We start from the raw sequence: 13758 nt of genomic DNA, 5'->3' as shown, positions 1-13758 counted from the left end.
CCCTTGTCCGGAAGTCAGGTGAAAGGCTTCCGGATATTTTTTTCACCTAACATTTAGTGTCAAATCAATTATAGAGTCTGTTTAAAAATAAAAAAGTGAAGTTATGCAGAACTGCTGGTGGGGACATCAGCAGCGGCGGGAAGCCAGAGGGTGTCTCAAAAGTCAGTAAAACCATCTATTCACAGTCACGCTGACCCCAAAGTCTCGGGGGAAGCGCCTGTAGCCATAATGAGCCAATCCTTCGACAGGCTCAGAATGACCATAGGGGGCTTTTGAGACACCCTCTTAATTAAGCCTGTAAAACCCTTATATAAAATTTAAACAGGGCTTATAAACTAACGCGTAAATATATTTTTATACTGTTGCCTATAAAACTATTATGGGTTTTTATCCCGAATGCCCGGGATTTTCCCGTACTGCCTGTCCCGAGAGGAACGATTCGGGATACGGGACTTGAATTTTGAATTTTTACTTAGCAATTATAACCATGAATAATAAACCTATCACTTTACAGGAAAAATATAACCTTACCCGGCAATGGATGTCTGACAACAGGTACTTTGGCAACGAAATAAGCTTCTTTAAAAAACTGTTAGAGAGCAATGTAGTGAGTCCGGGCGGAAACCGTTCTGTGAAGATAGAACATTTGAGAGGTAAGCTACGCGTTCTGGATGCCAACCGCGAGCTGATGTGTGCATACCTGCAGAACTATATTGAGAACCTGGAGCTTGTTTTCAGGAACATACTCCCCGAAGAAGGGCTGGAGATAAATGAAAAATGGGAAGTGCTCAAGAGCCGGGTAACCAAATTTGTCAGCGATTATCATTCATACAAAGATGAGCTGTTTACCGCGGCCGAAGAAACCATGAGAGCTGTGGCTCAGCCGGTTTAAAATTACAACAGGGAGAAAAGCCACCGTACCAGCCACCAGGCAATAAAAGCAAGTGCGAATACAAAAACCAGGAACAGTATCAGTAAAAGCAGCAGAATACCGTTGCCGCTACCCTGGTGCTTACCTTCCTCGTAATGCGCTTTAAGCAGCCTGATGTTGCGGTCGTTAGCCTTGTACACAAAATCAAAAACCTGCCCTATAAACGGGATAACACCTATCAGCGCATCTGCCAGCACGTTAATAACCATGAGGATAAGCACTTTCCTGCTGACGCCGTATTTGGCCATAGTTATCACCAGCGCTGCCGAAACGGCAAAACCCGACAGATCGCCTATAACCGGTATCAGGTTTAATAAAGGATCCAGCCCGAACCTGAAATGAGTGCCGGGTAACCTGAACTGGCTATCCATTAAACGGGATACCCGTTCTACCCACCTTAATTTAACATGCTGAGGATGCTCCGGCATAACAGCTCTAATAACAGGCTTACAGGCAAAATGTTGTGTGCCGTGATCTGAAATGGCTGAGCTTTAAGCGTAAAAATCACTCAGGACGAACCAGGAATACAATATGTAAGCAATTGATATACAAGCGCATTAGCATCATGTTCTTTGTTCCCGGAAAATTTCTTTATAAATTTCTTATTGCACAGGCAACCCGCATATCAGGTATTGCGTACCTGTCAGTAAAGCAATTAGAATTTGCACGTGAACATTTTGCCAATTCAGGATATCATCAGCGGTTGTAGAAAAAACAACAGGAAAAGCCAGAAAGCGCTATACCAGCTCTTTTATAGCTTTTCGATGAAAATTTGTCTCCGGTATGCCAAAGACAAAGAAGAGGCAATTGAAATTGTGAACGATGGTTTTATGCGGGTTTTTACACATATCGGCCGTTATGATTCGGCAAAAAGCTTTAAAAGCTGGCTGAGCACCATCATGATAAACACGGCAATAGATTATTACAGGAGAAGAATTAAAAGTATTGAAATGGAAGAATTAAATGATAAACATGATGTGGAAGACGCAGAAAGCATTTTATCGCGGATGCATTACGAAGATCTGATCAGCCTGGTGCAAAAGCTCTCGCTGGCATATCGTACTGTTTTTAATCTTTTTGTGATAGACGGTTATTCGCATGAGGAAATATCAAAAATGCTGTCTATATCCACAGGAGCTTCCAAGTCTAATTTATTTAAGGCAAGGGAGCAGCTAAAAAGAATGTTGAGGGAAGCCGGTAGTCCTGTTTCTCATTCATTAAACATAAACGTCAATGACTGAGCTGAACGATAACAGGTTTGATGATGCTTTCAGGAAGAAGGTTACAGAGGCCGATCTGGACTTTGATGCCGAAGCCTGGGCGAAAATGGAGAAAATGCTCCGTAAACGGGATCGTTTTATCCTGTTCAGAAATGCGGCAATCCTGCTGCTGTTCCTGGCGGCGGGCCTGGTTCTGTACAATCAATTCCCGGCACAGCATGAAATATATTCGTCTCACAATAAGAAATTAGATAAACCCGAAAAGAACAAGCAGATACAGCAAGCACCTGCTAAAACAGAAAAAATAGCGGCATTACCTGGACGCAATATTCAGCATCAGAAACTATATCACGAAAAGGGAATAAATCCGTCCGTGAAACAGGTTCGCAAACCAATCAATGTTCCGGACGGATTTGATCATCATCCTGCCGATGATCAATCAGCTCCATTGGCCAATGTACCTGCAATACAAAACGTTGAGCCAGCGCTGAATTCGGATATCCAGCCAGGCAGAATAGATAATAATCCACAAATTCCAGGTGCCAGGACAGATTCAGCGGCACAAATTGCGTCTACCGGTAAAAAAACAACCCGTCAAAAGCCGGCATTAAGCCTTGTATTTAATGTAGGCCCCGACTTTAATTCCGCCAGCACCGTTATTGGCGGTAAAGGTAGCCTGGGCGTTGGCGTGATGGCCAACCTGATGATAACCAAAAAGCTGGGCATTCAGACCGGGTTACGGTACAGCGAAAAACGATATTCGGCCTCTGCGTATAATTACACATTTAATAATCCGTCACGCAGAAGCGCTATTGCAGGCATCGATGCATCCTGCAATGTGCTTGAAGTACCGGTGTTAGGCTCATATACCGTTGCCGGTAACAGCCGGCGAAGCATCGCCATCAATGCCGGGCTGTCGAGCTATTTCATGCTCAGAGAGAATTACGTGTTCAACTACACGCCCCAATCCGGCCGGGATAGTTATACACTGACCAGGATCAATCAGAATCAGCACTATTTCAGCGTAAGCAGTATTTCGGCAACGTACTATACGAAGCTTAAAAAAGGCTTCCAGTTGGGCATCGAACCTTATGTCAAAATCCCGTTAACGGGCGTTGGGGAAGGTAAAGTAAATCTAAACTCCAGTGGAATTTCATTAAACCTGCGTTATGATATCCCTAAAAAAAACAGGTAGCATTTTTATCATGCTGTGCGGCATGGCGCCTTTATTTCTTAAAGCGCAGAACTATGCCGGCAAAGCGTTAAAGATCAGCTTTTTCTCTTCAACGCCTATTGAAGATATTAAGGCCGCCAGCAATAAAGGCAGCGGCGTGCTGGTTGCTTCCGGCGGGAAATTCGCCTTTCAGGTGCCTGTTAAAAGCTTTGAATTTGATAAAGGGCTGATGCAGGAACATTTTAATGAAAATTATATGGAAAGCGATAAATACCCGCAGGCCAGGTTTACAGGAAGCTTTAATAAGCCTGTTGACCTGAGTAAAGATGGCGAATATCACGTAACGGCCAACGGGACACTTTTAATTCACGGTATCGGCAAACAGCGCAGTATTCCCGGAACGCTGACGGTAAAAAACGGTGTTGTAACGTTGAACGCTAATTTCGATGTTGCCTGTGCCGATCACCAGATCAAAATCCCGACGCTTATTATCACCAAAATAGCAGAGGTTATCCAGGTGCATGTAAACGGAACACTGAGCCCGGTTAAATAGATAAATAAGTCAGAATTAAAAAATCAAAAGGCGAAGCCCGTGCTAACCAGTTTAAGCTGTGAAGTAATTGCAGCTCAGAGTCTTAAAGGGAGCAATGTGGTTCAACATAATGGTTAGTTCCTTATCAGATCTATATAAAAATACAATGATCATAAATAATATTAATATGAAATTAGGATGGATGCTACCGTTGTTTCTGGCTGTTACGGCACAGGCACAGCAGGCAGATTCTTTACTGGCAAAGTTAGACAGCAGTAACGCATACAATACTGTTGAGGCTACTTTTAAATCAACGCGGGTTGTCTTATCCCATTCATCGGAAACCCAGAAAAAACACGACCTGGATCTTCGTATTCGTCATCATTTTGGCGATATCGGCGGACAGTTTGGCGGTTCGCACACCTTGTTCGGGCTTGATGTGGCTTCAGATCTGTTCATCGGGCTGGATTACGGTATTACAGACCGGTTAACCATAGGGATAGGCCGCAGCAGGCAGAACGAAACCTACAATGCCTTTTTAAAATACAAAGTGTTGCAGCAGAAAAACGATGGCTCTATGCCGGTTACCGTCACAGCGCTGGTGCAAACGGGATGGATCATGCGTGAGCCACGCAGCAGCAGCGAGTTTAGCCCGTATTCAAACCGGCTCTCATATCTTGTTGAACCAATTATAGCCCGCAAATTCTCCTCTCACTTATCCGTTGAGCTTTTGCCAGCATGGCTTCACCGGAATATAACCACCGACCCGGACGATCCTGAAAACCTGTTCAGCATAGGTATTGCCGGACGGCTGAAGCTGACCAGGCGGATCTCTTTTGTTGCCGATTATACCTGGGTTAACGGTTTATCACGCCCCCCGATAGTATCGCAAACCTATTATAATCCGCTTGGCGTAGGTATTGAAATAGAAACGGGCGGCCATGTATTTTCCCTGGATTTCATGAACTCAGAATCTATCCTGGAAAATAATTTTATTCCGAACACTAAAAAATCATGGACCAATGGTGGCGTACGCTTCGGGTTTACCATTTCCCGGAATTTCACCCTGTTTAAATCAAAAAATGCCGATACCCGGTCAAAAATTTATTAAACCAATTAAAACGATAAAAATATGGAACGCAATGAATTTATTAAATCTCTCGGATTAGGAGTTGTCCTGGTTTGCAGCGGGGCCTGCATGCAAGGGTGCGGAAAGAAAAATGATGCCTCCCCTTCAAATAATGGCGGAAACGGCGGCAATGGCAATAATGGCGGTGGCAATAATGGTAGTACGGTAAGCGTAGACCTAAGCAGCAAGTTACAGAATGTTGGCGACCAGACCGCCACCAATGGCGTGTTGTTTTTCAGGGTTGCCGCCGGAAATACTACGTCATCCTTTGTAGCCACCGAATCCATTTGTCCGCATGAAGGAGGCGAACTGGTTTGGTTACAGTCACAAAACCTGATCCAGTGCCAGACGCATTACTCCGAATACTCGACCAGCGGAAGCGTTATACAGGGGCCGCAGGGAGCTGCCGGCAGTACACGTACGTTGAAAATTTATCCGCTTACCATAAGCGGCAATACCCTTACCGCAAAAGTATCATAAACTCCCAGCCTTAATTCATGTTTGAGGGCATCCGGAAGGTTTCGTTCTGAAGCTTTTCCGGGTGCTTTTTAATACTTGCTTTACACATCACAAACAGAAAGGGTTACCAAGCCTTAACTTCGTAACCCTTAGCTTACAGAGCAGTGCGCTTTATTAATCAACCACGGTAACGCGGATCATGTTGGTTTTGCCCTTTTTCTCAATCGGCATAGCCGCAGTGTTAATCACCACCTCGCCAGCAGCAATCATATTTTCGGCTTTTAATATCCGGTTAACGTCGCTTATGCTGTTATCGGTACTTTCAAATTTATCATAATAAAAACCCCGGACTCCCCATAGCAGGCTTAATGAGTTGAGCAGCGCCTGGTTGCTGGTAAAGATGAATGTGCTTGCTTTTGGGCGATGGCTTGAGATCTCGAAAGCAGTATAGCCTGAAGAAGTCATCGACACAATACCTACGGCACCGGTTTTTTCAGAAAGGTAAACGGCAGAGCCGCATACCGCATCAGACATATAGGTTGGAGAATCAGGATTAAGATGTTTTGGTGTATGATACGGATAAGCTGTTTCCTCGATATTGCGAATGATCTTGCTCATGGTTTCAATCACAATTACGGGGAACTCGCCTACCGATGTTTCACCGCTCAGCATCACGGCGTCTGCACCATCCAGTACCGAGTTGGCCACATCGTTAACCTCGGCACGTGTTGGCCGCGGCGTGGTGATCATGCTTTCGAGCATTTGTGTTGCTACAATTACCGGCTTTGAGGCTTCACGGCATTTGCTTGCAATCATTTTTTGCAGTACCGGAACCTGTTCCATCGGCATTTCAACACCCAGGTCTCCACGGGCAACCATAACGCCATCGGTAGCTTCAATAATAGCGTCGATGTTATCAATGGCTTCGGGTTTTTCAATTTTAGCTATCACACGGGCAGTTTTTCCGCTACGCGAAATAATGCGCTTAAGCTCTATAATATCATCGGCAGTTCGTACAAACGATAAGCCGATCCACTCCACATCATTCTGAAGCGCAAACTCCAGGTTTGCCAGGTCTTCTTCGGTTAACGAAGGAATAGAAACCTTGGTGTTAGGCAGGTTTACCCCTTTACGGGATGTCAGCACGCCGCCATGAATAATTTCGCACAATACCGTATCCTTATTATTGCTACTTATCACACGCATCTGGATCTTACCGTCGTCGAGCAAAATCACCTCACCGGCACGAACATCTTTAGGGAAACTTTCATACGTAATATATATCTGCTTATCATTACCGATCAGTTCATTGGTGGTAATTTCTATCTGGTTACCGTTTATCAGGTGTATTCCGCCATCCTGAACCATACCAATGCGAATTTTAGGCCCCTGCAAATCGGCAAGAATACCCACATGGGTTTTATATTTGCTATTGATCTCGCGAATGGTTTCAATGGTTTTCAGGTGATCTTCCTGCTTGCCATGCGAAAAATTTAACCGGCATACATCTACGCCGGCTTTGATCATGCTTAATAAAATCTCTTTTTTTGATGATGCGGGACCAAGTGTGGCAACAATTTTGGTACGCTTATGCTCTTGTCTCATTTATGTCTGCTATTTTTTAATTTGAACGGTAAAGGTTGATACTCCGTACTAAGTGTAAAAATTACACACTTAATTTCGACGCTAAAATATGAGATTTTCTTTAGATTTCAATTTCTTTGGATCAACTTCTACAGCAGCCACAACTTCGGGTATAGCTGCAAGCCCGTTCATGAACGTATCAAAATCCTCATCATCAATATAATTCAATATCAGAATAAAAAAGTCGGCAGTCTTCATTTCAGGTATCAGATAGCCTTCTGTGCCTTTATTATTGAGCAGATAAAATTCGGTTTCAGATTGCTCCGGCTGGTAATAATATCGCGTAAAGTATACCGGCTCTGCACCTTTTGCAAATTGCAGCGATAATTCATCAATGCGGTGAAACTTAATGTTAAGCTGCTTGTTAATTTTGAAACATAACCTGTAATCTTTTAACGAAGAGGTTACCGCAATCAGGATGAAATCAAAATCAGGTTCGTATTTTAGTATTAATTTATTCAAAGCAGTTCGAAATAATGCGAAGGTACAAAACACGGCAATGAAGTTCCAATTTGGGGCAAAAACAAAAAGGTTTGATATTTGCCAGAATTTATTTTTCTTTGCACAGAATTATTTAACCACTAAACTATAAAAGTATGTCTGATATCGCTTCAAGAGTAAAAGCAATTATCGTTGAGAAATTAGGTGTTGATGAAAGTGAAGTAACCCCCGAGGCATCATTCACTAATGATCTTGGCGCCGACTCTTTAGACACTGTTGAGTTAATCATGGAGTTTGAAAAAGAGTTCAACGTTGCTATCCCTGATGACCAGGCTGAGACCATCGGTACAGTTGGCCAGGCAATCGCCTATTTAGAAAAGAACGTAAAATAATCACGCTGCCTCAGTTATAAATGGAGCAAAGAAGAGTTGTTGTTACCGGGCTTGGTGCGCTTACTCCAATAGGAAATACCCTTCCAGAGTATTGGAATGGGCTGATTAATGGGGTAAGCGGCGCCGCTCCTATTACACGGTTTGACGCATCAAACTTTAAAACCAGGTTTGCCTGCGAGGTAAAAAACTTCAATCCCGAAGATTTTTTGGACAGGAAGGAAGCCAGGAAGCTTGACCCGTTTGTTCAATACGCGTTAGTTTCAACAGACGAAGCCGTAAAGGACGCCGGTCTTGATTTCACCAAGTTTGATACTACTCGTATCGGTGTAATATGGGGCTCGGGCATTGGCGGACTAAAAACCTTCCTGGAAGAAGTAATTAATTTCGCCAAAGGCGATGGCACACCGCGATTTAATCCGTTCTTCATTCCTAAGATGATCGCGGATATTGCTCCCGGTCATATTTCTATTAAATATGGCTTGCGTGGGCCGAATTTTACAACTGTATCGGCATGCGCATCGTCAACCAACGCCCTGATAGACTCATTTAATTACCTGCGTTTGGGCATTGCCGACATTATTATATCCGGCGGCTCTGAAGCAATAATTAACGAGGCCGGTATTGGTGGCTTTAACGCCATGCATGCTTTATCTACCCGGAACGATAACCCTACTACCGCATCGCGACCTTTTGACAAAGACCGTGACGGTTTTGTTGCCGGCGAAGGTTCGGGAACCATTATCCTGGAGGAGCTGGAACATGCCAAAGCCCGGGGCGCAAAAATTTATGCCGAGATTGTAGGTGGCGGCATGAGCGCAGACGCTAATCACATTACAGCACCTCATCCCGAAGGGTTGGGAGCACGTTTGGTAATGTCTAACGCTTTACGCGATGCCCGTATGTCTACACAGGACATTGATTATATCAATGTGCACGGTACTTCTACCCCATTGGGCGATGTGCAGGAAGCCAAAGCCATTATCGATCTATTTGGCGATAACGCATACAAGCTGAACATCAGTTCAACCAAATCAATGACAGGACACTTGTTAGGGGCTGCCGGAGCTATAGAATCCATAGCATCCATACTGGCAGTTAAGAATGATATCATTCCGCCTACCATCAACCATTTTACAGACGATCCTGAGATTGACCCGAAGCTGAATCTTACATTTAATAAAGCGCAAAAACGCGTTGTGCGTGCAGCCCAAAGCAATACATTCGGATTTGGCGGTCACAATGCTTCGGTGATATTTAAAAAATATGAGGAGTAGTCCCCAACAAAGGTTTTGTTAAATAACTAAAGCTGCCTACCTTATACGCGTCATGTAGTTTTAAGTATTTATAATGCCTTTAATTAAGTTCTATAAGCTAAATTTTTCATCGCAGCGCAAATACCTTAAAGCCCTGAACAACCTTTTAGGATTTGTTCCGGGCAATCTTAATTTGTATAAGATGGCATTCAGGCATAAGTCTGTAGCCATCACCTTAAAGAACGGTAGTAAATCCAGCAATGAGCGCCTGGAATTTTTAGGCGATGCCGTGCTGGGCTCTGTTGTTGCCGAAGTATTATTTAAACGCTATCCTTACAAAGACGAGGGCTTTTTAACCGAGATGCGCTCAAAAATTGTAAGCCGGCTTAACCTGAACCAGCTTGCAAAAAAGATGGGTTTTGGCGAGCTGATAGAGTTTGACAACCGTACCATCAATTATCCCAACAAGCAAGGTTCATTGTTAGGCGATGCCTTCGAAGCGCTTATCGGCGCCGTTTACCTGGATAAGGGATATAATTTTACCCGCGATTTTATTATCACCCGCATTATTAAGCCTCACGTTGACATTCACAAGCTTGAGCTTACCGAAACCAATTTTAAGAGTAAGCTGATTGAGTGGTGCCAGCGTCACGGCAAGGATATTTCATTTGATCTCACCCCGAACGAAGAAGGCGAAAGCGCTAAACTATTTACCGTTCAGGCAAGTATTGATGGCGAACCGGTTTCTACCGGACGCGATTACAGCAAGAAGAACGCCGAAAAGCTGGCTGCCGAAAAGGCCTGCGAAATACTGGCTATTTAGTCCTGTTCTCAAAACTGGTTAGCGAGCGTTTAATATAGCTCATCATATCATAATCATTCCAACGCGAAGCCTGCTCGTATGTTGGCCGGTAAGCATTCATAAATTCAACCAATTCCGGTTCAGGCATAGTTGTAAACTGCCTGATGAGCGTTTTATTGAACCGCCTGTCCACCTCCGACTGTTCCATCTCATTATGATAATAGTTATTGAATTTACGGGCCTGTCCCGGAGTTTTTCCAACCAGTTCATATAAAGCCGTGACCGGCGAAAACAGGTACGATAATAACGGGGGCTTACCATTGTAGAATGTACCTTTTTTACGGTAATCATTCAGCACATCTTCCATTTCCTGCTTTTTGGTCTGCCCTTTAACAGTGACCTGGTTCAGCACAATACTTTGCTGAAGCTGTACAATAACATCAATTCTGTACTGAACCACTGCTTTAGCTTCCAGGAAATTGTCTTTGTAGACCCGCAATGTATCGCCAACAATGGCAGGTATTTTAAAAACACCTAAATCGTTGCTCAGCACTTTCTGCCCGGTGCGAAGATTTTTTATTTCGGCCATTGATATGCGCAATCCGGAGCCTTTACCCATTACAGCACCATGCACCAGGCTATCCTGCGCAAGCCCCATTTTAGTGAAAATACTCAACAGAAAAAATACTGAAACTATGCGCACAGTGCTAAAGCTAAAAATCAAAACACACTATTATTGTTGGGGTTATTTAATAACCAAAATATGTAAATGTAACAATATCAATTAATAATATATGTTAAATTTGGTTAAATACAACGCTAAAAAGGTAATATCACCTTGGGTTTATACTCTCAGTAGCTTATGAATGTTATATTTGTGTAAGCTTTAGTAAGTGTTGTAATAAAATCCGGGGTTTAACGTCTATATTTACAATCATACTTTAATTATGGGTTTATTACGATTTTTATTTATATGTATCTGCCTGCTTTGGATCATCCGCATGGTAGCCCGTTTTGTTTTACCGCTTATTTTCCAGAATCTGGTAAACAAAGCACAGCAGCCTAATCAATCATACAACAAAAAGTCATATCGCCAACCGGACGGAAAGGTCCGCATTGATTATATTCCACCTAAAGATAAGGAAGCCCGTGCCGCCGATAAGGCCGGAGAATTTATAGATTACGAGGAAATTAAGTAGCGGGTCTGAGAGACGATAGCTTATAGTTCATAGCGTATGGTCTGCCATTAAACCAACTAAACAACCTATTGCAGTTTCCCTTCAATATTATCAGGCGACCATTTACATGTTTTAGTTCCAAAAAGAAAGCCTTATTAAGTTTTTGCTGCTCTTCGAACTGTTTTACCGAAATATCTACAAAATCTTTCAGGGTATCATTAATTTTTTCCATTCCTTTCTCAAGGTTTTCCAGTCTGTTATTGATATTCATAAGCGATTTACTGTGTACTTCAAGTATTGCAGTTTGCCTGTCCTGCTTTTACAGCATTTCAGAAATTACCACTAAAAGGCTTTTAGCAGTCATAACATTCTTATTGCGATAGCTAAAGATAAGAATAAATATAGTATCCTTACACTTCAAATTTCTACTTAAACTATTAATCCCTCAGGCTGTCTCAACCAGATGCAGACAACCTCTTTTATTATTATCTCTTCCGGGAAAATATCTTTTACTTTAAAACCCTTTTAAAACTTTAAAAAAACTTAACATTGAACTTCTGTAATTCTAACGGCTAATTTCTATCTTTAGATTTTAATCTGAATAAAAAGGTCATTCTTGCCGGCAGAGATAGTTGATATTGAAAAAGAGCTGCTTTCACGCATTGCCGAAGGCGATGAGCAGGCATTTAGTTGCCTGTTTTACAAATTTCTACCTGTATTACAGCCCTTTATTACCCGATTTACAAAATCAGATTACGCTACCGAGGAAGTAATACAAAATATATTTATCCGGGTATGGCTTAACCGCGATAAGCTGGAAGAAGTAAACAATGTGCGTGCATGGCTATATAAATATGCTTCTAACGAGTGTCTGAACTACCTGCGGGCAAAGCAGCAAAAGGAAAAAGTGATGGACACGATTGCTGCCAATACGGTAACATACAGCAACGCTACCTTAGACAGCGTGCGACTGAATGAAATTAACACGCTCATATCTAAAGCTGTAGACAACCTCTCCGCACAACGCCGCCGCATATACCTGCTAAGCCGTAACGAAGGCCTCACCATTCCGCAGATTGCAGCAGAACTGCAGCTTTCGCCCAATACGGTAAAAAATGCCCTGGTTACATCGCTCGGCATTATACGCCGGTACCTGGCAGACCGGGGCTATACCTTCTCGTTATTTTTCGTCCTGTTCCTTATAAAATAAAAAAATTCACCATCCCGATAGTCCTTGATCCGTACTTACGTTTCTTACTATCAGAAATGGGATAAAAAAGTGCGCTTTCAGCACTCCAGCTTAAAAACTATTAATGAATAAAGAACGAACCAATTATCTGTTACAACAATTTGCAGATAATCAGCTTACTGATGCAGAAGCGCAGGAACTTTTATTGTTGTTTCATGAGGATAACAACTCACTTTTCAGCGAAAAGATCGACACGATATTAAATACCCGGGATAAAGCCCCTGTTGCCCAATCGGCACATTGGCAGAATATGCTGACAACCATTACGGCTATCGACAAGCCTAAACAAATACGGCCTGTTATAAGATACTCCATATTTCGCTGGGTTGCCGCCGCAGCCATACTCATACTTATCTCTGTAGGTACATGGCTGTATTTTAACCAGCAACATCCGGTAATAGCCAATAAAAACACCATAATGCACGATATTTTACCCGGCGGCAATAAAGCAACCCTTACACTGGCCAACGGCGAAAAAATTATCCTGAACGACCGGCAAAACGGTACGCTGGCCAGCCAGGGCAGCACTACCATTACCAAGGTACAGGACGGAAAATTACAGGTAGCAAGCTATACAAAACAACGGGCTACTGTTCAAAACAGCCATATACTGATGGTACAAACCCCGGTTGGCGGCACTTACCAGGTTACCCTTCCCGATGGAACAAGGGTATGGCTAAATGCAGCATCGTCTATTCGCTTTCCATCGGTTTTTGCCGCCAGCGAGCGACGGGTAGAAATAACCGGCGAAGCGTATTTTGAGGTAGCGAAAAAGATAGAAGGTAGTAAGGCTGAAGGTAAAAGGATACCGTTTATAGTAACAACTAACAACCAGCAGGTAGAAGTATTAGGTACACACTTTAACATCAACGCATATACCGATGAAAAAGCCATAAAAACAACACTGCTGGAAGGAAGCGTAAAAGTTTCACAGCCTAATGCTTCCTCTCCTTTGGAGAGGGCCGGGGTGAGGCTTCAACCCGGCCAGCAATCCATTATTACAGGTAATACCATCAAAGTAGAAAATGCCGATACCGAAGCAGCCATTGCCTGGAAAAACAACCTGTTCAGGTTTAAGGATGCCGAGCTGAAAACCATTATGCGGCAGCTTTCGCGTTGGTACGATATAGAAGTAGCTTATAGCGACATAAACGCTGACGGACACCTGACAGGCTATATATCGCGTGATGTTCCACTCTCACGGGTATTGAAGATGCTCCAGGAAACCAGCGATCTGAATTTTTCTGTAACCGGCAGACAGGTTACCGTAACACATAACTAATTAACCAGATTGTAAGATTAAATTTTTGATTATGAAAGAAAGAATTACCTAATGACCCTGCATCGGTAACCT

17 protein-coding genes are annotated in these 13758 nt (G+C 43.1%); 13 read left to right on the top strand and 4 right to left on the bottom strand.

Annotation, left to right across the window (positions count from 1 at the left end):
* The first annotated feature begins 487 nt into the window (after positions 1–487).
* Positions 488–892 (top strand): hypothetical protein, encoded by a 405-nt coding sequence (locus tag FW774_RS16365; protein WP_149349284.1) that lies wholly within the window; start codon positions 488–490, stop codon positions 890–892.
* A gap of 2 nt (positions 893–894) precedes the next feature.
* On the opposite strand, the gene FW774_RS16360 is transcribed toward FW774_RS16365, so the two are convergent.
* On the bottom strand, positions 895–1359 hold the full coding sequence (locus tag FW774_RS16360; protein WP_149349283.1) for a DUF4112 domain-containing protein: 465 nt from the start codon (positions 1357–1359) through the stop codon (positions 895–897).
* Between the two features lie 35 nt (positions 1360–1394).
* On the opposite strand from FW774_RS16360, the gene FW774_RS20470 reads away from it, so the two are divergent.
* From FW774_RS20470 to FW774_RS16335, 6 genes are all read left to right on the top strand, one after another.
* The gene (locus FW774_RS20470) at positions 1395–1640 is read left to right on the top strand and encodes a hypothetical protein (protein WP_187774928.1); all 246 of its coding nucleotides are present in this window, start codon (positions 1395–1397) and stop codon (positions 1638–1640) included.
* A complete protein-coding gene (locus tag FW774_RS16355) occupies positions 1600–2172 on the top strand; it encodes an RNA polymerase sigma factor (RefSeq protein WP_149349282.1) in 573 nt (190 codons plus the stop codon). Before FW774_RS20470 ends, FW774_RS16355 begins: the two co-directional genes overlap by 41 nt.
* Positions 2165–3346, top strand: coding sequence for a PorT family protein (locus FW774_RS16350; RefSeq protein WP_149349281.1), 1182 nt, complete (start codon positions 2165–2167; stop codon positions 3344–3346). The genes FW774_RS16355 and FW774_RS16350 overlap by 8 nt, the downstream gene beginning before the upstream one ends.
* Positions 3321–3878 (top strand): YceI family protein, encoded by a 558-nt coding sequence (locus tag FW774_RS16345; protein ID WP_242457861.1) that lies wholly within the window; start codon positions 3321–3323, stop codon positions 3876–3878. The genes FW774_RS16350 and FW774_RS16345 overlap by 26 nt, the downstream gene beginning before the upstream one ends.
* A 166-nt stretch (positions 3879–4044) precedes the next feature.
* Entirely contained in the window at positions 4045–4968 is a 924-nt protein-coding gene (locus FW774_RS16340; RefSeq protein WP_149349280.1) for a DUF5777 family beta-barrel protein, read from the top strand.
* 21 nt (positions 4969–4989) lie between these two features.
* On the top strand, positions 4990–5466 hold the full coding sequence (locus FW774_RS16335; RefSeq protein WP_149349279.1) for a ubiquinol-cytochrome c reductase iron-sulfur subunit: 477 nt from the start codon (positions 4990–4992) through the stop codon (positions 5464–5466).
* Positions 5467–5619: 153 nt separating this feature from the next.
* Here the strand turns inward: FW774_RS16335 and pyk are convergent, their stop codons facing one another.
* Entirely contained in the window at positions 5620–7050 is a 1431-nt protein-coding gene (gene pyk, locus FW774_RS16330) for a pyruvate kinase (protein WP_149349278.1), read from the bottom strand.
* Between the two features lie 81 nt (positions 7051–7131).
* On the bottom strand, positions 7132–7551 hold the full coding sequence (locus tag FW774_RS16325; protein ID WP_149349277.1) for an IPExxxVDY family protein: 420 nt from the start codon (positions 7549–7551) through the stop codon (positions 7132–7134).
* Between the two features lie 134 nt (positions 7552–7685).
* Between FW774_RS16325 and FW774_RS16320 the strand changes: the two genes are divergently transcribed.
* The 3 genes from FW774_RS16320 (at position 7686) to rnc (ending at position 9998) form a co-directional block, all read left to right on the top strand.
* Complete coding sequence (locus FW774_RS16320; RefSeq protein ID WP_008508386.1) at positions 7686–7922, top strand: acyl carrier protein; 237 nt, start codon at positions 7686–7688, stop codon at positions 7920–7922.
* 20 nt (positions 7923–7942) lie between these two features.
* Positions 7943–9196, top strand: a complete 1254-nt coding sequence (gene fabF, locus FW774_RS16315) for a beta-ketoacyl-ACP synthase II (protein ID WP_149349276.1) — start codon at positions 7943–7945, stop codon at positions 9194–9196.
* Between the two features lie 73 nt (positions 9197–9269).
* Positions 9270–9998 carry a ribonuclease III gene (gene rnc, locus FW774_RS16310; RefSeq protein WP_149349275.1) on the top strand — a complete coding sequence of 243 codons (729 nt, stop codon included), beginning with the start codon at positions 9270–9272 and terminating at the stop codon, positions 9996–9998.
* Here rnc and FW774_RS16305 read toward each other — a convergent pair.
* Positions 9991–10680, bottom strand: a complete 690-nt coding sequence (locus FW774_RS16305; protein ID WP_149349274.1) for a hypothetical protein — start codon at positions 10678–10680, stop codon at positions 9991–9993. The two genes, rnc and FW774_RS16305, sit on opposite strands and share 8 nt — an antisense overlap.
* 244 nt (positions 10681–10924) lie before the next feature.
* Between FW774_RS16305 and FW774_RS16300 the strand changes: the two genes are divergently transcribed.
* The 3 genes from FW774_RS16300 to FW774_RS16285 all read left to right on the top strand — a co-directional run bounded on the left by FW774_RS16300 (position 10925) and on the right by FW774_RS16285 (position 13686).
* Positions 10925–11176 carry a DUF4834 domain-containing protein gene (locus tag FW774_RS16300; protein ID WP_149349273.1) on the top strand — a complete coding sequence of 84 codons (252 nt, stop codon included), beginning with the start codon at positions 10925–10927 and terminating at the stop codon, positions 11174–11176.
* Positions 11177–11771: 595 nt separating this feature from the next.
* The gene (locus tag FW774_RS16290; RefSeq protein WP_187774927.1) at positions 11772–12365 is read left to right on the top strand and encodes an RNA polymerase sigma factor; all 594 of its coding nucleotides are present in this window, start codon (positions 11772–11774) and stop codon (positions 12363–12365) included.
* A 103-nt stretch (positions 12366–12468) separates the two neighbouring features.
* The gene (locus tag FW774_RS16285) at positions 12469–13686 is read left to right on the top strand and encodes a FecR family protein (protein WP_149349270.1); all 1218 of its coding nucleotides are present in this window, start codon (positions 12469–12471) and stop codon (positions 13684–13686) included.
* Positions 13687–13758: the final 72 nt, after the last annotated feature.

Origin of the sequence: Pedobacter sp. BS3, assembly GCF_008274585.1 — a bacterium.
GTDB lineage: Bacteria > Bacteroidota > Bacteroidia > Sphingobacteriales > Sphingobacteriaceae > Hufsiella_A.
The sequence above is the reverse complement of the archived record's forward strand: the minus strand, read 5'-3'. Positions and strand labels throughout refer to the sequence as shown.